The 17,774-nt window shown below is 72.2% G+C and carries 17 protein-coding genes; 10 read left to right on the plus strand and 7 right to left on the minus strand.

Annotated elements, in window-relative coordinates:
• Positions 1-267 precede the first annotated feature (267 nt).
• The gene (locus ACGF5U_RS30095; RefSeq protein WP_392717919.1) at positions 268-1,371 is read left to right on the plus strand and encodes a DUF5937 family protein; all 1,104 of its coding nucleotides are present in this window, start codon (positions 268-270) and stop codon (positions 1,369-1,371) included.
• Positions 1,372-1,573: 202 nt separating this feature from the next.
• Here the strand turns inward: ACGF5U_RS30095 and ACGF5U_RS30100 are convergent, their stop codons facing one another.
• Both ACGF5U_RS30100 and ACGF5U_RS30105 read right to left on the minus strand, forming a co-directional pair.
• Entirely contained in the window at positions 1,574-2,251 is a 678-nt protein-coding gene (locus ACGF5U_RS30100; RefSeq protein ID WP_392717781.1) for a response regulator, read from the minus strand.
• Between the two features lie 130 nt (positions 2,252-2,381).
• Positions 2,382-3,584: a sensor histidine kinase gene (locus tag ACGF5U_RS30105; RefSeq protein ID WP_392717783.1), complete on the minus strand. Its 1,203-nt coding sequence runs from the start codon at positions 3,582-3,584 to the stop codon at positions 2,382-2,384.
• A 392-nt stretch (positions 3,585-3,976) separates the two neighbouring features.
• Between ACGF5U_RS30105 and ACGF5U_RS30110 the strand changes: the two genes are divergently transcribed.
• Both ACGF5U_RS30110 and ACGF5U_RS30115 read left to right on the plus strand, forming a co-directional pair.
• On the plus strand, positions 3,977-4,990 hold the full coding sequence (locus ACGF5U_RS30110; RefSeq protein WP_392717785.1) for an SAM-dependent methyltransferase: 1,014 nt from the start codon (positions 3,977-3,979) through the stop codon (positions 4,988-4,990).
• Positions 4,987-6,147, plus strand: coding sequence for an NADH-quinone oxidoreductase subunit D (locus tag ACGF5U_RS30115; RefSeq protein WP_392717787.1), 1,161 nt, complete (start codon positions 4,987-4,989; stop codon positions 6,145-6,147). The genes ACGF5U_RS30110 and ACGF5U_RS30115 overlap by 4 nt, the downstream gene beginning before the upstream one ends.
• Positions 6,148-6,267: 120 nt before the next feature.
• Here ACGF5U_RS30115 and ACGF5U_RS30120 read toward each other — a convergent pair whose 3' ends face one another.
• From ACGF5U_RS30120 to ACGF5U_RS30135, 4 genes are all read right to left on the minus strand, one after another.
• Entirely contained in the window at positions 6,268-7,380 is a 1,113-nt protein-coding gene (locus tag ACGF5U_RS30120) for a hypothetical protein (RefSeq protein WP_392717789.1), read from the minus strand.
• Between the two features lie 85 nt (positions 7,381-7,465).
• Complete coding sequence (locus ACGF5U_RS30125; RefSeq protein ID WP_392717791.1) at positions 7,466-8,446, minus strand: glycine betaine ABC transporter substrate-binding protein; 981 nt, start codon at positions 8,444-8,446, stop codon at positions 7,466-7,468.
• Entirely contained in the window at positions 8,446-9,132 is a 687-nt protein-coding gene (locus ACGF5U_RS30130) for an ABC transporter permease (protein ID WP_392717793.1), read from the minus strand. Before ACGF5U_RS30130 ends, ACGF5U_RS30125 begins: the two co-directional genes overlap by 1 nt.
• Positions 9,133-9,135: 3 nt before the next feature.
• Positions 9,136-9,924 (minus strand): ABC transporter permease, encoded by a 789-nt coding sequence (locus tag ACGF5U_RS30135; protein WP_392717795.1) that lies wholly within the window; start codon positions 9,922-9,924, stop codon positions 9,136-9,138.
• Positions 9,925-10,160: 236 nt separating this feature from the next.
• Here ACGF5U_RS30135 and ACGF5U_RS30140 point away from each other — a divergent pair, with 236 nt between their 5' ends.
• Positions 10,161-11,501, plus strand: a complete 1,341-nt coding sequence (locus tag ACGF5U_RS30140; protein WP_392717797.1) for an ABC transporter ATP-binding protein — start codon at positions 10,161-10,163, stop codon at positions 11,499-11,501.
• Here ACGF5U_RS30140 and ACGF5U_RS30145 read toward each other — a convergent pair.
• Positions 11,488-12,603: an alpha/beta hydrolase gene (locus tag ACGF5U_RS30145; RefSeq protein ID WP_392717799.1), complete on the minus strand. Its 1,116-nt coding sequence runs from the start codon at positions 12,601-12,603 to the stop codon at positions 11,488-11,490. The genes ACGF5U_RS30140 and ACGF5U_RS30145 overlap by 14 nt on opposite strands.
• 146 nt (positions 12,604-12,749) lie before the next feature.
• Between ACGF5U_RS30145 and ACGF5U_RS30150 the strand changes: the two genes are divergently transcribed.
• From ACGF5U_RS30150 to ACGF5U_RS30175, 6 genes are all read left to right on the plus strand, one after another.
• Positions 12,750-14,582, plus strand: coding sequence for a phosphatidylglycerol lysyltransferase domain-containing protein (locus tag ACGF5U_RS30150; protein ID WP_392717801.1), 1,833 nt, complete (start codon positions 12,750-12,752; stop codon positions 14,580-14,582).
• A 193-nt stretch (positions 14,583-14,775) separates the two neighbouring features.
• Positions 14,776-15,639 carry a dihydropteroate synthase gene (gene folP, locus ACGF5U_RS30155; RefSeq protein ID WP_392717803.1) on the plus strand — a complete coding sequence of 288 codons (864 nt, stop codon included), beginning with the start codon at positions 14,776-14,778 and terminating at the stop codon, positions 15,637-15,639.
• Entirely contained in the window at positions 15,636-16,097 is a 462-nt protein-coding gene (locus ACGF5U_RS30160) for a nuclear transport factor 2 family protein (RefSeq protein ID WP_392717805.1), read from the plus strand. Before folP ends, ACGF5U_RS30160 begins: the two co-directional genes overlap by 4 nt.
• A gap of 120 nt (positions 16,098-16,217) precedes the next feature.
• Positions 16,218-16,580, plus strand: a complete 363-nt coding sequence (gene folB / locus ACGF5U_RS30165) for a dihydroneopterin aldolase (protein WP_392717807.1) — start codon at positions 16,218-16,220, stop codon at positions 16,578-16,580.
• Positions 16,577-17,176, plus strand: coding sequence for a 2-amino-4-hydroxy-6-hydroxymethyldihydropteridine diphosphokinase (gene folK / locus ACGF5U_RS30170; protein WP_392717809.1), 600 nt, complete (start codon positions 16,577-16,579; stop codon positions 17,174-17,176). The genes folB and folK overlap by 4 nt, the downstream gene beginning before the upstream one ends.
• Before the next feature lie 47 nt (positions 17,177-17,223).
• Positions 17,224-17,709: a DUF3180 domain-containing protein gene (locus ACGF5U_RS30175; protein WP_392717811.1), complete on the plus strand. Its 486-nt coding sequence runs from the start codon at positions 17,224-17,226 to the stop codon at positions 17,707-17,709.
• The last annotated feature ends 65 nt before the right edge of the window (positions 17,710-17,774 follow it).

The raw sequence follows: 17,774 nt of genomic DNA on the forward strand, positions 1-17,774 counted from the left end.
TGCGCCCGGCCGAGATGGCCAAGCGGTACGCGGGGGCCGGGGGGAGGCGGGACGGATCATGCGGAGCGTCGCCGTGTCGTCGCGGCCCGGCAGCGGCGGCGGGGCTTCGCCGTGCTGGGCCGCCCGGTAGATGTCGATCATGTGCTGTTGCGTCGCGTTCATGACTTCAGGCTGCGTCCGCCGTTCCGCCACGCACGCGTCGATTGACGAGGCCCGTCAAGTGAACGCGGCTCTCGCCGCGCGACCCGTCACCATGGTTGGGTGAGCGTGAGCATCGACATCACCGGCCTGCCGCCCGAGCGCGTCCTCTTCGAGATCTCGCCCCTCGCCGAGCTGGGCGTGGCGCTGCACGCGCTGGCCGAGCCGGCGCACCACCCGGGGCTGCACGGCTGGGCGACGGCGACGGCCGCCGGGCTCAAACCGGACCTGGCGGACCGGCTTCATGAGGCGAACTTCCTCTGGACGACGATGTTCTCCGACGTCCTGATGCCCTACGCCGGGCTCCGGGGTGGCGACGGCCGGCCCGGTGCGACGCTCGCCGACGAGCTGGATCTGCTGGACCAGCTGGACGAGGAGCGGTTCGTGACGGCGGCGCTGGAGTTCACCTGCTCCAGTTCGTACGCTGTCGGTGGGCCCGTGCGTCCCGAGCGGGCGCTCGAACTCGCCGCGAACCGGGGGCCCAAGCAGCTCGAATTCACCCGGCGGATGCTGGACGACCCCAGCGGCGTGCGCGCTTGGCTGCGGCGTCTGTTCGAGGACTGCGACGAGGCGTTCTTCGCCGACACCTGGCGCCGGGTCGCGCCGGGTCTCGCCGCCGACGCCCGGCACAAGAACGAGGTGCTGCGCCGCAAGGGCCTGGCGGATGCGCTGCATGCCGTGTCGCAGGCCGTGACGCTCGACGAGCAGGCCGACGGCCGGCGCTGCATCCAGGTCGACAAGCTGGCGCACGGGCGGACGACCGCCGTCGACCCGGCGGTCGGCCCGGGGGTGCTGTTCCTGCCGTCCAGTTTCGGCTGGCCGCATCTGATGGTGTTGCACGCACCCGGCTGGCGTCCTGTCGTGCACTATCCGGTCGGTGCGCCCGAACTGCCGGGCCCCGCCTCCGTGGAGCTGCTCCAGCTGCGGATGGAGGCGCTGGCGCATCCGATGCGGATGCGGCTGTGCCGGCAGCTGGCGCGCGCCGCGTACACGACGAGCGAGCTGGCCGACTCGCACGACATCACCTCGCCGGAGGTGTCCCGGCATCTGTCGGTGCTGAAGAAGGCCGGGCTCGTGTCGACGCGGCGTCGCGGCCGCTATGTGCTGCACCAGCTGGACGTGGCGGCGGTCGCCCGTATCGGCAGCGACTTCCTGGAGACGGTGCTCCGCTAGGACAGGCCGGTCGATGAGGACGGGCCGGTGGGGTAGGACGGGCGGGTCAGGTACGACGGGGCGGACGGGTACGACGGGGCGGACGTGCCCGCGCTATGACCGGGCGGTGGCGCGGACGTGGAGCGGAGTTGGCCCGAGGCCGCTGTCCGGCGGCCGCACTTCGCCGCCCGCCTCCCCGGAGGCCCGTACCGTTCCGGCCACCTCAGCCGATGGCACCGCCACCCGCGCGCACCAGGCCCGTCTCGTACGCGAGGACCACGACCTGGACGCGGTCGCGCAGGCCCAGCTTGGTGAGGATGCGCCCGACATGGGTCTTGACGGTGGCTTCCGACAGCACGAGCCGGGCCGCGATCTCGCCGTTCGACAGGCCCTGGGCGACGAGCAGCATGACCTCGCGTTCCCGTTCGGTGAGCCGTTCCAGGGTCTTGTGCTGCGGCTCCTTGCCGGTGGACGGCAGCAGCGGAGAGAAACGGTCCAGCAGCCGCCGTGTCGTCGACGGCGCGACGACCGCGTCGCCGCTGTGCACCGAGCGGATGGCGGCGAGCAGCTCGCCGGGCGGCACGTCCTTCAGCATGAAGCCGCTGGCACCGGCCTTGAGCCCGGAGAAGGCGTACTCGTCCAGGTCGAAGGTGGTGAGGATGAGCACCTTCGGCGCGTCGGGCTCGGCGCAGATCCGCCGGGTCGCCTCGACCCCGTCGAGGCGGGGCATCCGTACGTCCATCAGGACGACGTCGACGGCGGTGGACCGCAGGATGTCGATGGCCTCGGCGCCGTCACCGGCCTCCGCCACGACCTCCATGTCCGGCTGGGCGGCGAGCACCATGCGGAATCCGGTGCGCAGCAGCACCTGGTCGTCAACGAGCATCACGCGGATCGCCATGCTGGGTTCCTTCTACGAGGTCGGGGACAGCGGGACAGCGGGGAGGGTTGGAAGAGGAGGGGGGGAAGGGGAAGGGAGAAGGGGGGAAGGGGGGAGGGGGTGGAGCGGGGGGTGGGCGCGCGCACCGGGGTCAGTTGCTTTCCGGCTTGAGCGGGAGCAGCGCGCTGATGCGGAAGCCGCCGCCCGGCCGGGGCCCCGCGTCCAGGGTCCCGCCGACCATGCCGACCCGCTCGCGCATACCGATCAGGCCGTGTCCCTGCCCGTCGGCGCCGCCGTCCTCGTACACCTCGTGCGGCGCTCCCCTCCCGTCGTCCTCGACGAGGAGCCCCAGTCCGTCGTCGAAGTAGACGAGCCGCACGCTCGCTCCGGCGTCGGGGCCGCCGTGCTTGCGCGTGTTCGTCAGCGCCTCCTGGACGATGCGGTACGCGGTGAGTTCGACGCCGCGCGCGAGCGGACGCGGCGTGCCCTCGATCTTGAAGTCGACGGCGAGGCCCGTGCTGCGCACCTGCTCCACCAGGTCCTCGATCTGCTGCACATCGGGCTGCGGCACGTACTCGCCGGCTTCCTGGTGTTCGCCGGTACGGAGTACGCCGAGGAGCCTGCGCATCTCCGCGAGTGCCTGGCGGCCGGTGGTCGAGATGGTCTGGAGCGCCTGCCGGGCCTGGTCGGGCGAGTTGTCGAGGACGTAGGCGGCGCCGTCGGCCTGGACGACCATGACGGACACGTTGTGGGCGACGACGTCGTGGAGTTCGCGGGCGATGCGGGCGCGTTCGGCGGCGACGGCGACCTTGGCCTGTGCCTCCCGTTCGCGTTCCAGTCGGGACGCGCGTTCCTCAAGCTGCGCGAAGTAGGCGCGGCGGGTCCGCATGGAGTCGCCGAGGACCCAGGCGAGGACGAACGGCACGGTCATCACGACGGTGAAGAAGATCTTGCCGGGGACCGAGACGTTCTCGACGGGCCAGCGCACCTGCGAGATCGGTGCCGCGCACACTCCCCCGATCAGCGCGAAGCGGGACGCCCAGCGGGCTCCGTCGTGCGCGGCGACGGTGTAGATGACGACGAGCATCGCGAAGTCGGCCGGGTTCGTGGCGATGTCCAGGACCAGTTGGGCGACCCCGAGGGCAGCCGCGAGCAGCAGCATCTTCTCGGGCGCCTTGCGGCGCAGCGCGACGACGAGGCAGAGCAGCAGCACGATGACGGCGGCCACGGCGGGCGGCTCGGCCCCGACCGGGACCTCGGCCACCCACAGCATGGAGAACGCGAAGAGCAGCGCAGCCCAGAAGCTGTCGACGCCCGTCGGGTGTCTGCGGAGGAAGTCATAGAGGCGCTGCACGTAACCCAGCGTAGGGAAGCCGATAGGTGCAGGGGTCAACCGGAGGGGCGATCCGCCCGGCGGAGGCGTACTCCGCAAGGTGGAGACTGGGTCCCGTGATGGATGAGACGGGTCGGGCGGGTCGCTACGAGGGTTCCGGCGGTGGTGGCGGGGGCACTGCGGCCTCCGGTCGGGCGGGGCGTTACGAGGGTTCCGGCGGTGGTGGCGGGGGCATCGCGGCATCGGGCGCGGATGGGGACGCGGGGGCTGGCGGGCCAGATAGGGCCAGTGGGGCCTGTGCGGCCGATGGGGCCGGTGCCGGGGGCGGGGGCGGGGCCGGGGCTGGGGGCGGGGGCGAGGCCGGGGCTGGGGGCGGGGCCGGGGCTGGGGGCGGGGGCGAGGCCGGCGGTCCGGTGTGGCGCGGGTGGCGTGAGGCCACGGAGGACGCGCTGTACGGGCCCGGCGGCTTCTATCTGCGGCCCGAGGGCCCGGCCGGCCACTTCCGTACGTCCGTGCACGCCTCGCCCCTGTTCGCCGCCGCGGTCGCCCGGCTGCTGGTGCGGGTCGCCGAGGAGCTGGGCGCGGGCGGCGCGGGCAGCGGGGACGGGGCGGACGAGGTCGCCTTCGTCGACATGGGCGCGGGCCGGGGCGAGCTGATCACGGGTGTGCTCGCCGCGCTGCCGGAGGGCCTGCGGGTACGGGCGTACGCCGTCGAACGCGCCGCCCGGCCCGCCGGTCTGGACCCGCGGGTCGAGTGGACCGCCCGGCCGCCTGCCGGGGTGCGGGGCCTGCTGTTCGCGAACGAGTGGCTGGACAACGTCCCGGTGGAGGTGGCCCAGGTCGACGAGAGCGGTACGCCCCGGTACGTGGAGGTGCGGCGGGACGGCACCGAGCGGCTGGGTGCGCCGGTGGGCGGCGCGGACGCCGCGTGGCTGGAGCGGTGGTGGCCGTTGCGGGAGCCGGGCGAGCGCGCCGAGATCGGGCGGCCCCGGGACGCGGCGTGGGCGCGGGTGGTGTCCACGCTGGCGGGCGGGATGGCGGTCGCGGTGGATTACGCGCACGGGGCGGCGGCCCGGCCGCCGTTCGGGACGCTGAGCGGTTTCCGCGGCGGCCGGGAGGTGGCGCCGGTGCCGGACGGCACATGCGACATCACGGCCCATGTGGCCTTGGACGCCTGCGCCGAAGCGGGCCGCCGCGCCCGCACCGAGCCCGGCGCCACCGAGCTGATGTCCCAGCGTGAGGCGCTGCGCCGTCTCGGGGTGTCCGGGGAGCGGCCGCCGCTGGCGCTCGCGTCGAGCGACCCCGCCGCCTATGTCCGTGCCCTGGCCGGGGCCGGGGAGGCCGCCGAGCTGACCGCGCGCGGTGGTCTCGGGGACTTCGCCTGGCTGCTCCAGCACGTCCCGGAAGGGGGATACTGTCCGGCATGACGGAGAGCACCCAGTCCAGGGAGACCACGGTCGGCATCGGCGGTGCCGCTGAGAGCACCGACATGGTGCTCAACATCGGGCCGCAGCACCCTTCTACCCATGGTGTGCTCCGCCTGCGCCTCGTCCTCGACGGCGAGGTGATCCGGCATGCCGAGCCGGTCGTCGGCTATATGCACCGCGGTGCCGAGAAGCTGTTCGAGGCCCGCGACTACCGGCAGATCGTGATGCTGGCCAACCGCCACGACTGGTTGTCCGCGTTCTCCAACGAGCTCGGTGTCGTCATGGCCGTCGAGCGGATGCTCGGCATGGAGGTTCCCGAGCGCGCCGTGTGGACGCGGACGCTGCTCGCGGAGCTGAACCGGGTCCTGAACCATCTGATGTTCCTCGGCTCGTACCCACTCGAACTGGGTGGTATCACCCCGATCTTCCACGCGTTCCGCGAGCGGGAGGACCTCCAGCACGTGATGGAGGAGGTCTCCGGCGGGCGGATCCACTACATGTTCAACCGGGTGGGTGGTCTGAAGGAGGACCTGCCGGCCGGCTGGCTGGGCCGGGCCCGTGAGGCCGTCGCCACCGCGCGCTCCCGGATGGACGTGTACGACCGGCTAGTCCTCGGCAACGAGATCTTCCGGGGGCGTACCCGGGGCGTGGGCGTGCTGTCCCCGGAGATCGCGCACGCGTACGGGGTGAGTGGCCCGATCGCCCGCGCGTCCGGTGTGGACTTCGACCTGCGCCGCGACGAGCCGTATCTCGCGTACGGGGAGCTCCAGGACACGCTGAAGGTGGTCACCCGTGAGGAGGGCGACTGCCTGGCGCGCTTCGAGTGTCTGCTGGAGCAGAGCCACAACGCGCTGGAGCTGGCGGACGCCTGTCTGGACCGGATCGCCGAGCTGCCGCCCGGGCCGATCAACCAGCGGCTGCCGAAGGTCCTGAAGGCGCCCGAGGGTCATACGTACGCCTGGACGGAGAACCCGCTCGGCATCAACGGCTACTACCTGGTCTCCAAGGGTGAGAAGACCCCGTACCGGCTGAAGCTGCGCTCCGCGTCGTACAACAACATCCAGGCGTTGACCGAGCTGCTGCCGAACACGCTGGTCTCGGACATGGTGGCGATCCTCGGTTCGTTCTTCTTCGTCGTCGGCGACATCGACAAGTAGACGCGGGGCGGGGCGGGGTTCGGCTGGGCCCGGTAGGCCGGGTGGGCCCGGTAGGCCAGGTGGGGCCCGGTAGGCCGGGTGGGCACCTGAGCCCACCCGGCATCCTCACACCAACCGGGTTCAGGAGCTGACCGCGTCCCGCAGTCCGGCGACGTCGATCTGTTCGGTCTCGTCGTGCACGGTCAGGTCGATGACCTTGCCGACGGCGCGCTCGTCCGACCGGCGCTGGACCTTCGGCTGCTCGTCGTCCGACCGCTGGTCCTTCGGCTGCTCGCTCTTCAGCCGCTCGTCCTTCGGCTGCCCGTCCTTCGGCGTCTGGCTCTTCGGCTGCTCGGCCGCCGGCCGCTGGTGCTGGTCGGCGAGGACCTCCTCGCCGACCACGTCCGCGAGGTCCTCGTGCTGTACGGCCTCGATGGCGGCGGTCGCTTTCCGCCCGCCCTTCTCCAGGGCCTTCTGGGTGCCGAAGAAGTCGAAGCCTCCCTCGGGGCGGGGGGCGCGGCGCTGCGCGGTGTACGGGACGATCGCGGCCGCCGCCGGGACGGTGCGCATCGCGGACGCGGCGGATCCGGTGCCGGCCCCGGAGTCGGGCTTCGTGATGGCGTCGGCGATCCGGCGGGCTTCCTGGACCGCGGCGTTGCGCGTCAGGTTCTCCAGGGCCCTGGCGGCCTCGCGGTATGCCGCGGCGGTCGGTGTCGAGGGCGCGGCGGGGAGTTCCTTCGCCGTTCCGGTGGCGTCGGAGCCCGTGGGCGCGGTGCCGTCGGCCGGGGTGGTGGAGGCGGTGGCTTCGAGGGCGAGTCGGCGGCGGCCTTCCAGCGCGCTGGCCCGCTCCGTCTCGGCGGTGGCGTACCGGCGGAGGAGTTCGGCGTGCTCGTTGCGGAGGCCGGCGAGCTCGACACGCTTGGCGCGCAGCTTGGCGTCGAGTTTGGCCCGTAGTTCGCGGGACTCTTCGAGGTCGGTCTCCAGCTCGGCTATCCGCTCCTCGGTCCGCCACTGGTCGCCGGCCCGCGCGCGGGTCAGCTCGGCGACGCGGCGGCCGGCCGCGCGGTCCCAACTGCGCATGAGGACCGCGCCGGTGACGGCCGCGGCGGCCGCGGCGGCGGCGAGGAGGCGCAGGATCAGCGGATCCGCGAGGAGCCAGGCGCCCGAAGCACAGAGAACCGACGCTCCGGCGACCGCCGAAGGCGACAGAAGCCGGTGCAGGGGTGGTGAATGGCGGTGGCGTCCACGTGGCATGGCCTGAAATTTACCGTGCGTAGGTGTCGTATGGGGCGTCGGCCCGGCAATGTTTTCGCCATCGTCCGGGCCGGGCCGCCGGCGGCTACTTCTCGATCAGTCCCTTGGACTCCAGGTATGCCTTCGCCACGTCGGCGGGCTTTGCCCGTTCGGCGTCGACCTTCCTGTTCAACTCGACCAGATCGGCGGTCGTCAGCGCCTTGGTGATCTTGCCGAGGGCGTCGGCGATCTCGGTCGAACCGGCGTCCTTCGCATTGACGACCGGAAGCACATTGTCCGCGTTCTGCAGCTTCTTGTCGTCCTCCAGCAGCACCAGCCCGAAGTTCTCCAGCGTGGCGTCGGTGGTCGTGGTGAGGACGAGCTGGTCGATGCCGTCCTTCACGGCCTGCTTGGACTGGGGCGTGCCGACGCCCTTGGGGTCGATGCCCGTCACATCGATCCCGTACGTCTTCTTCAGGCCGGGCGCGCAGAACGGCCGTATCTCGCACTCGTCACCGGCGGCGATCTTCACCTTCAGCTTCGACCTGCCGAGGTCGGAAAGCGTCTTGAGGTTGTTCTTGTCGGCGAATTCCCGGGTGACGGCGAATGCGTTCTGATCGACCGCCGTACCGGCCGGGAGGACCTTCAGTCCGCGCGGTCCGGCGAGCTTCTCCAGGGCGGCGACGGTCGCGGTGACATCGCTGGAGGCGACCGGCTTCTCCTCGGGCGCCTTGGGTCCGTTCACCTTCGCGTTGAGGAATTCCGCAAGCGTAGCCGCGTATTCCGGTACGACGTCGATCTCCCCGTTCTCCAGGGACGGTTCGTAGAGCTCCCGGTTCTCCACCGTCTTGATGGAGGTGTCGTACCCGGCGTCCTTCAGCACCTGGGCGTAGAGCTCCGCCAGCACGTTGGCCTCGGTGAACCCCGCCGATCCGATGACCAGCGCGCCCTTGCCGCCGCCGGACGCCGGCGATCCGCCGTCCGCCCCGCCGCGCTCCTCCAGGCTGCCGCCACCGCACGCGGCGAGCCCGCCGGTCAGTGCCATCGCGCCCAGTACCGCGCCTGCGATGCGCGAGGTCCTGTTCATCACGTTCTCCGTCTCCGTCCGGGTGTGGAAAATGTCGGGTCGAACATCCGCCCGAGCGCCACCAGCAGTCCTTCCACCAGCAGGGCCAGCGCACCCACGATCAGCGCCCCCGCCACCACCTGTGGGGTGTTGTACGTGTTGAAGCCCGCCGTGATGATCCGGCCCAGGCCGCCCTGGCCGGCCATCGCCGCGAGCGTCGCGGTCGCGATCACCTGGACCGTCGCCAGCCGTAGACCCGTCATCACCATCGGGTACGCCAGCGGGAGTTCCACCCGCCAGAACAGCTGCCCGCCCGACATGCCCATCCCCCGCGCCGCCTCGACGACCGACCGGTCCACCTCACGCATTCCGAGGTACGCGTTGGTGAGCAGCGGCGGTACGGCGAACAGCACCAGGGCGACGATCACCGGGAGCCCGCCGTGTCGGCCGAGCGGGGTGAGCGTGAGCAGGACGAGCACCGCGAGCGTGGGCACCGCGCGCCCCACGTTGGAGACGTTGACGGCGAGGGCGCCGCCCCGGCCGATGTGCCCGAGCCAGAGCGCCAGCGGCAGGGCGATCAGACAGGAGACCGCCAGGCACACCCCGCTGAACCACAGGTGTTCGGCGAGCCGGTGCCAGACACCGCTCTCCCCCTGCCAGTTCGCGCCCGTCGTCAGCCAGGTCCAGGCGTCGGTCACCGCGCCCATCGCTCAGCCCGCCTCGCTCACGGTGCCGGTGCCCGATAGGGGACCGGGCCGCGTCCTGGTGCCCGCGCTGCCACGGGTGTCCCGACCGCCACGGGTGTCCCGACCGCCACGGGTGCGGGCCCCGCCCGCGCGGGTCCAGGGTGTCAGCAGCCGCTGCAGTCCGAGGAGCAGCAGATCGGCGGTGACCGCCAGCAGGACGCACAGCACGGACGCGGTGAGCACCTGCGCCTTGAAGAAGCTCTTCAGGCCTGAGGTGATCAGCGTGCCGAGCCCGCCGTGGTCCACCAGCGCGCCCACGGTCGTCAGGGCGATCGTGGACACGGTCGCCATCCGCACGCCGGCCAGCAGCGCGGGCAGGGCGAGCGGAAGCTCCACCTCCCACAGCAGCCGCCCCGGCCCGTACCCCATGCCGCGCGCGGCCTCCCGGGCCTCGTCGGGCACCGCGGCGAGGCCCGCCAGGGTGTTCCGTACGAGAATGGTCAGCGAGTACAGCGCGAGACCGGTGACGACGAGCGCGGCCGACAGCCCGAACAGCGGCAGGAGCAGCGAGAACATCGCCAGCGAGGGAATCGTGTACAGCACGGTCGTCATCCCCAGGACCGGGCCCGAGAGCCTCGGCCGGGCCCGCACCAGCAGCGCCAGTGGAAACGCCACGGCGAGCCCGATGAGGACGGACACGACCGTGATCCACACGTGCTGGACGGTCGCGTCGGTCAGCTCCTGGCTCCGGGAGCTGACGTACTCCGCGCAGATCCACTCGTTGGCCGCCAGACAGCTCTGTGCCGCACGCATACGCTCCGCCCCCTCCCCCCTTCGAGGCCCGAAACCGTCACTCGCCCCACGCCGCGCCGCCCCACGCCGCGCCGCCACGCGCCGCGGCACCCCATGCCGCGACGGCACGCGCCCCGCGCCCGTCGCCGGCCGAGAAGCCGCGCGCCGCGACACGACACGCGCCGCACGTCGTACGTTCGACTCGTATGTTCGACTGCCAACGACCCTAACCCGCACCACTGACAATCGGGGGAACCATGATCCGATTCGAGCGCGTCACGAAGCGGTACCCGGACGGAACGACCGCGGTCGACGACCTGTCGTTCGAGGTCGCGGAGGGCGAACTCGTCACGCTGGTGGGCCCGTCGGGCTGTGGCAAGACCACGACGATGAAGATGGTCAACCGGCTGATAGAGCCGACGTCCGGCCGTATCCTCCTCGACGGCGAGGACATCGCGCGCCTCGACCCGGTCGCGCTCCGCCGCCGCATCGGCTACGTCATCCAGCAGGTCGGACTGTTCCCGCACAGGACGGTGCTGGAGAACACCGCGACCGTCCCGCATCTCCTCGGTGTGAAACGAGCCCGCGCCCATGCCCGTGCCGCCGAACTCCTCGACCTGGTCGGTCTCGACCCGGCCGTGTTCGGCGACCGCTACCCCGAGCAGTTGTCCGGCGGCCAGCGCCAGCGCGTCGGTGTCGCCCGCGCCCTCGCCGCCGACCCGCCGGTCCTGCTGATGGACGAGCCGTTCGGCGCGGTCGACCCGGTCGTACGCGAACGGCTGCAGAGCGAGTTCCTGGCCCTCCAGTCGCAGATGCGCAAGACGGTCCTCCTCGTCACCCACGACATCGAGGAGGCCGTCCGCCTCGGGGACCGCATCGCCGTCTACGGGCACGGCAGGATCGAGCAGTTGGACACGCCGGCCACCGTGCTCGGCGCGCCCGCGAGCCCGTACGTCGCGGACTTCGTGGGCGCCGACCGGGGCCTGAAGCGGCTGTCCGTGACCCCCATCGAAGAGGGCGACCTCGAACAGCCGCCGGTCGTCGGCCTGGACGACCCGCTGCCCCGGGAGCTGGGCGCCCGCTGGGCGGTCGTCCTCGACGGGCGCGGCCGGCTGCACGGCTGGATCTCCGCCGAACGCGCACGCGCGGGCGGCACGGTGCGGGAACACGCCCGCCGTATGGACGCCCGGCTGCCGCTCGGCGCTTCGCTGAAGCAGGCGTTCGCGACGATGCTGCAGCACGACGCGGGCTGGGTCGCGGTGACGGACGAGCCCGGCACCGCCGAGACCCCCGGGGGTGCCGAAGCCCCCGGTAGCGGCCGGTTCCTCGGCGTCCTCACCCCCGCCCGGCTCCACGAGGCGCTGCGCCGGTCCATCGACGCCGACGCTCAGGACGTACCCCGCGGCGACGTCACCGTGGAGAGCGTCGCGACGGCGGAGACCGGCCCCGCCGCCACGGACGGCGGCACCACGGAGGCCGCCCCCACGGACGGCGGCACCACGGACGGCGGCACCACGGAGGCCGCCCCCACGGACGGCGGCACCACGGATGGCGGCACCACGGCCCGCACCGCCCCCGGCGGCGTCACGCGGCGCTGAGCCGGCCGCTCATCCAGACCAGCGCCGGCGGGATCTCACGGCGCCAGGTGTTGAAGTTGTGGCCGCCGCTGTCGAGGGTGATGGAGGAGACGCGCGCGGGAGCCTTCACCTTCTTGATGAACTCCAGCGTGCCCTCCCGGTTGCCCTCGCCCTGCAGGGACGTGGTGACCAGGAACGACGACGCCTGGTCCTTCGGCAGCCGCTCCACGCTGCGCAGCAGGTCGGCGCGCTCGCGCAGAGCGCGGTCGCCGCGGAAGAGGTCGCCGGTCGTCGGGTCCTCGGCCGCCTTGTAGTACGCCGACAGGCCGGCGCCGGCGGCGAACCGGTCCGGGTGGTGCAGGGCGATCTTGAGGGCGCAGTAGCCGCCGGTCGAGTTGCCGATGAAGCCCCAGTTGCGGGGCTCTTCGCCCACGCGGTACGTCTCGGAGACGGCCTTCGGCAGGTCCTCGGCGAAGAAGGTCTCGGTCTGCGGGCCGCCGGGCACGTCGACGCACTCCGTGTCGCGGGGCGGTGCCACGGTCGGCCGGAGCATCACCAGGATCATCGGCTGCATCTTCTTGCTCTTGGCCTGCTCGTACGCCGTGCGCGGGTACTGAAGCCCCTTCAGCAGGTTCTCGGCCGTCCCGGGGTAGCCGGTCAGCACGACGGAGGCCGGGAAGGTGCGCCGGGAGTGCTGGGGCTGGAAGTACTCGGGGGGCAGGTAGACGTACGCGGGGCTCTCTATCCGCGACCGCTCCCCGGAGACGACCACCTTGTGTATCTGGCCGCCGATCTCGGGGCGGTGCCCGCCCGGCACCTCCAGTTGCTGCTTACCGACCACGCGAACGTTTCTGCTGCCGGCCGAGTGGTCGACCACCACGCCCATCTCCTGCTCCTGGCCGAGCAGATCGGCCCAGGAGCCGTAGAAGAGGAAGTAGTTGTTGGCCGCCAGACCCACCGAGGCGAACAGCGCCAGCTGGGTCACGAAGAGCAGGCCCACCCTGCCGAGGACCGTCCGCCAGCTCCGCCGCGACAGCCGTGGCCACAGCCAGACGGTGGCCACGAACGTCACCACGGCCAGCAGGGAGGCCAGCGCAAGAACTTTGTTGCTGGTGAGACCCATGAGTCGTTTAAGCCTTCTTCGTCAAGAATTTCCGGCGGCGAATGAACCCACTCCCCAGGGGTGTCGTCCTAGAGGGCGCACATTGTCCGGGCCGACCGAGTCGGGCCGAAGGGACAAGAGGATCTCTCGCGGAGCCACGGGAAGCGATGTCTGTCACGGTAGATGGGGATAATTCGGGATCGGTTCCGAATCGGGTACGCCGAGCCCTGCGGGGGCCGCGCGCCGAGAAGGTTCCGTCGCTCGTCGGAACGGCCTGCACGATCATCGGTCTGATCGATATCGCCGCCGGGGTCTTCCCCCGCTTCCGGGCGAGCCGGATCCATGACTTCGCTGAGGTGCTGCCCGGCACGATCGGGCCGCTGTCCGCCGCGCTGTCGGTGAGCGCCGGTGTGCTGCTGCTCCTGCTCGCGCACGGCCTCAAGCGCCACAAGCGCCGCGCCTGGCGTGCCGCGGTGATCCTGCTGCCGGTCGGAGCGGTGGCCCAGTTCGCCTACCGGCACTCGGTCGTCGGCGTCCTGCTGTCGCTGGTCCTGCTCGCGCTGCTGCTGCGCCACCGCGGTGAGTTCGCGGCGCTGCCCGACCCGCGCAGCCGCTGGAAGGCGCTCACCAACTTCGTCCTCATGGGCGCCGGTTCGATCGCCCTCGGGCTCGTCATCGTCAGCGCCCACCCGGGGAAGGTCATAGGCAGCCCCAGCCTCAGCGACCGGCTGGAGCACGTCCTGCTGGGCCTCTTCGGGGTCGAGGGCCCCGTGGGCTACGGCGGCAGTGTCTCCTGGACGGTCGGCTACTCCCTCGGCGCGCTCGGTCTGCTCACCGCCATCACCACCGTCTACCTGGCGTTCCGTCCCGAACACCCGGTCGCCCGGCTCACCGAGGACGACGAGAACCGGCTGCGGGCGCTACTCGACAGGCACGGCGGCCGCGACTCGCTCGGGCACTTCGCGCTCCGTCGCGACAAGGCCGTCGTCTTCTCGCCCAGCGGCAAGGCGGCCGTCACCTACCGCGTCGTCTCCGGCGTGATGCTGGCCAGCGGCGACCCCATCGGCGACGTCGAGGCCTGGCCCGGTGCCATCGAGCGGTTCATGGACGAGGCGAAGGCGCACTCCTGGACCCCGGCCGTGATGGGCTGCTCGGAGACCGGCGGTGAGGTCTGGACCCGCGAGACGGGCCTGGACGCCCTGGAACTGGGTGACGAGGCGGTGGTGGACGTCGCGGATTTCTCGTTGAGCGGGCGCGCCATGCGCAACGTGCGCCAGATGGTCAAGCGCATCGAGCGCAATGGCTACGAGACGCGAGTACGGCGCGCCCGAGACCTGTCGGACGGTGAGCTGGAGGCCATCCGGCGCGCCGCCGCCGACTGGCGCGGCACCGACACCGAGCGCGGGTTCTCCATGGCGCTCGGCCGGATCGGTGACCCCGGGGACGGTGACGCGGTCATCGCGACCGCGCACAAGGAGGACGCGGACTCCCCCTACGGGGACCTGAAGGCGATCATCCACTTCGTGCCGTGGGGCCCCGACGGCATGTCGCTCGAGCTGATGCGGCGCGACCGTTCCGCCGATCCCGGCATGAACGAGCTGCTGATCGTCGCCGCCCTCCAGGCCGCGCCCCAGCTGGGTGTGAAGCGCGTCTCACTGAACTTCGCGATGTTCCGCTCGGCGCTGGCCCGGGGCGAGAAGCTGGGCGCGGGACCGGTGCTGCGGCTGTGGCGGGGCCTGCTGGTCTTCCTGTCGCGCTGGTTCCAGATCGAGTCGCTGTACAAGTTCAACGCCAAGTTCCAGCCCCGCTGGGAGCCCCGGTTCGTGGTCTACCGCAACAGCCGGGACCTGCCGCGCATCGGCTTCGCCGCCATGCAGGCCGAGGGCTTCGTGGACGTGTCGCTCCCCCGCCCGTTCCGCCGCCGCTCCGCTCCCGCCGCCCGGCCGTGCGCGCACATCACACCGCCGCCCCCGGCCGAGCACGAGTTCCGCGCGGCCTGACGGCGGCCCCGCACGCCGGTGGCCGACCCGTGGGCGGGCTGCGGGTCGGCCGTACGCGAACCCGTAGGTGAGCCGTACGCGCACACGTAGGTGAGCCATACGCGCACCCGTAGGTGAGCCGTACGCGCACCCGTACGTGGCCACGGCCCGACCGGGCGGCGCCCGGCCCCTCGGTCGGGCCTAGGCTGGTCGCATGAGTACGTTGCGTGGACGGGGCACGGCCTTGGGCCTGCCGGAGTGGGACCGGTGTGCGGTCATGGGCGTCGTCAACGTGACGCCCGACTCCTTCTCCGACGGCGGCCGCTGGTTCGACACCACGGCCGCCATCAAGCACGGCCTGGACCTGGTCGCCCAGGGCGCCGACCTGGTGGACGTGGGCGGGGAGTCGACCCGCCCCGGCGCCACCCGGGTGGACGAGGACGAGGAGCTGCGGCGGGTCGTCCCCGTCGTACGGGGCCTGGCCGCCGAAGGGGTCACCGTGTCGGTCGACACCATGCGGGCCACGGTGGCCCGCCGGGCGGTCGAGGCGGGCGCCGTCCTCGTCAACGATGTCAGCGGCGGCCTCGCCGACCCCGAGATGGTCCCGTCCGTCGCCGCCGCCGACGTGCCGTTCGTCGTCATGCACTGGCGCGGCTTCAGCGAGAACATGAACAGCCTCGCCGTCTACGAGGACGTGGTCTCCGAGGTGGTGTCCGAGCTGCACGCGCGCGTGGAGGCCGTCGTCGCGGGCGGTATCGCCCCCGAGCGGCTGATCGTGGACCCCGGCCTGGGCTTCGCCAAGCGCGCCGAACACGACCTCGCGCTGCTGGCCGGCCTGCCCGCGCTGCGGGCGCTCGGCCGGCCGCTGCTGGTCGCGGCGTCCCGCAAGCGGTTCCTCGGACGGGTGCTGGCCGGAGACGACGGCGCCCCGCCGCCCGCGCGGGAGCGGGACGCGGCGACCGCCGCCGTCTCGGCGATCGCCGCGCACGAGGGCGCCTGGGCGGTCCGCGTCCACCAGGTACGGGCGACCGCCGACGCCGTGCGCGTGGCACGCGCCGTCGAGGGCGCCGCCTCGTGAGCGACGCCCGCACCGACACCGAGGCGGTCGAGCTGGCCAACACCGCCTTCTACGAGGCGATGGAGCGCGGCGACTTCGAGGCGATCTCCGAGCTGTGGCTGGACGAGAGCCACAGCGACATCTCGTGTGTGCACCCCGGGTGGCCGGTGCTGTCCGGCCGCGGCGAGGTCCTCCGCTCGTATGCGCTGATCATGGCGAACACGGACTACATCCAGTTCTTCCTGACCGATGTGAAGGTGTCCGTGGCGGGTGACACCGCGCTGGTCACCTGCACCGAGAACATTCTCAGCGGCGGCCCCGCCGAGGACGGCGCCGAGCTCGGCCCGCTCGTCGGGCAGCTGGTCGTCGCCACGAACGTGTTCCGGCGCACCCCGGACGGCTGGAGGGTCTGGTCGCACCACGGTTCACCTGTCCTGGCGGAATCCGGGGACGACGAGGACGACGACAACGCCGTGTGAGTGGGTAAGCGAGCCCATGGGCGGGTGCTGTCAGTGCTCGCAGGTAGATTCGATGCGTGGCACGGGGCCGTCCGCACCCGGCCGAGTGCCATCAGACCTACGACAGCAGGAGTGATTCGCGTGGATCGTGTCGCGCTGCGCGGCCTCAGGGCCCGCGGGCACCATGGCGTCTTCCCCCGGGAGCGCGAGGAGGGACAGACCTTCATCGTGGACCTGGTGCTCGGCCTCGACACGCGCCCGGCGGCGGCCGACGACGACCTGGCGAAGACGGTGCACTACGGCATCGTGGCCGAGGAGGTCGTCGAAGTGGTGCGGGGCGAACCGGTCGATCTGATCGAGACGCTCGCCGAGCGCATCGCCCAGCAGTGCCTGAAGCACGACGGGGTCCAGGAGGTCGAGGTGTGCGTGCACAAGCCGGACGCGCCGATCACCGTCCCGTTCGACGATGTGACCATCACCATCACCCGGAGGCGCGGAGCATGAGGCCCACGTCCAGCGACCCCACGGTGCAGCCGGTCCCGGCCTCCGTCGTGGAGCAGGTCGACGCCGCCGACACCACCCTGTCCAATCCGAAACGGGCCGTGCTCTCGCTCGGCGCCAACCTCGGGAACCGGCTGGAGACCCTCCAGGGCGCCATCGACGCGCTGGAGGACACCCCGGGCCTGCGGGTCAAGGCGGTCTCACCGGTGTACGAGACGGAGCCGTGGGGCGTCGAGCCGGGCAGCCAGCCGTCGTACTTCAACGCGGTGATCGTCGTGAAGACGACACTGCCGCCGTCGTCGCTGCTGGAGCGGGCCCACGCCGTCGAGGAGGCCTTCCACCGGGTCCGCGACGAGCGCTGGGGCGCGCGCACCCTGGACGTCGACATCGTGACGTACGCGGACGTCGTCTCCGACGATCCGGTGCTCACCCTGCCGCACCCGCGGGCGCACCAGCGGGCCTTCGTGCTGCGGCCGTGGCACGACGTCGAGCCGGACGCGCAGCTGCCGGGCGCGGGCCCGGTCGCCGAACTGCTCGGCGGCGTCGGCGGGGACGGTGTCCTCGTCCGCTCCGACCTCGAACTGCGCCTGCCCGAGTAGGCGGGCGCCGATCCCCTACGAACAACCGAACGAGTGAAGGGCACCCGGTGAAGCAACTGCGGGTCAAGGTACTGGCCGGACTGTTCGTGGTGGCCGGCATCCTGTCCTGGGGCGGCGCCCGCCTGTGGGACGCCTTCGGCACGCTGCCGAGCGTGCCGCTCGCCGCTCCCATCGTCCTCGCGGTGATCGCCGCCGTCCTCGCCGCGACCGCGCTCTCGCTCCGCTCGCGGCTCACGGCGCAGCGCGAGCGGCAGCCGGGCGCGAAGGGCGTCGAGCCGCTGATGGCGGCCCGCGCCGTGGTCTTCGGCCAGGCCAGCGCCCTCGTGGCCGCGCTGGTCAGCGGCATGTACGGGGGCACCGGCGTGTTCCTGCTCGGCTCGCTGGACATCCCGGCCCGCCGCGACCAGGCGATCTACGCCGGGTTCTCGGTGCTCGCCGGGATCGCGGTCATCGCCGCCGCGCTCTTCCTGGAGCGCGTCTGCAAGCTCCCCGAGGACGAGGACCCCACCGGCACGTCCACGACGACGGCGTAACGCCCCCAGGGTGCCCCAGGCGCACCCGGAGTCCCGCCGGTCGGCCCGGCGGCTCGGTCAGCTCG

This window comes from Streptomyces sp. NPDC047886 (genome assembly GCF_043204435.1).
Taxonomy (GTDB): Bacteria; Actinomycetota; Actinomycetes; order Streptomycetales; family Streptomycetaceae; genus Streptomyces.

What these genes read in the sequence shown, in the direction of transcription:
- ACGF5U_RS30115 (WP_392717787.1), top strand. Translation starts at nt 4,987, where the DNA reads ATGACGGAGAGCACCCAGTCCAGGGAGACCACGGTCGGCATCGGCGGT.
- ACGF5U_RS30100 (WP_392717781.1), bottom strand. Translation starts at nt 2,251, where the DNA reads ATGGCGATCCGCGTGATGCTCGTTGACGACCAGGTGCTGCTGCGCACC.
- ACGF5U_RS30130 (WP_392717793.1), bottom strand. Translation starts at nt 9,132, where the DNA reads ATGGGCGCGGTGACCGACGCCTGGACCTGGCTGACGACGGGCGCGAAC.
- ACGF5U_RS30125 (WP_392717791.1), bottom strand. Translation starts at nt 8,446, where the DNA reads ATGAACAGGACCTCGCGCATCGCAGGCGCGGTACTGGGCGCGATGGCA.
- ACGF5U_RS30145 (WP_392717799.1), bottom strand. Translation starts at nt 12,603, where the DNA reads ATGGGTCTCACCAGCAACAAAGTTCTTGCGCTGGCCTCCCTGCTGGCC.
- ACGF5U_RS30120 (WP_392717789.1), bottom strand. Translation starts at nt 7,380, where the DNA reads ATGCCACGTGGACGCCACCGCCATTCACCACCCCTGCACCGGCTTCTG.
- ACGF5U_RS30135 (WP_392717795.1), bottom strand. Translation starts at nt 9,924, where the DNA reads ATGCGTGCGGCACAGAGCTGTCTGGCGGCCAACGAGTGGATCTGCGCG.
- ACGF5U_RS30150 (WP_392717801.1), top strand. Translation starts at nt 12,750, where the DNA reads ATGTCTGTCACGGTAGATGGGGATAATTCGGGATCGGTTCCGAATCGG.
- folP (WP_392717803.1), top strand. Translation starts at nt 14,776, where the DNA reads ATGAGTACGTTGCGTGGACGGGGCACGGCCTTGGGCCTGCCGGAGTGG.
- ACGF5U_RS30140 (WP_392717797.1), top strand. Translation starts at nt 10,161, where the DNA reads ATGATCCGATTCGAGCGCGTCACGAAGCGGTACCCGGACGGAACGACC.
- folK (WP_392717809.1), top strand. Translation starts at nt 16,577, where the DNA reads ATGAGGCCCACGTCCAGCGACCCCACGGTGCAGCCGGTCCCGGCCTCC.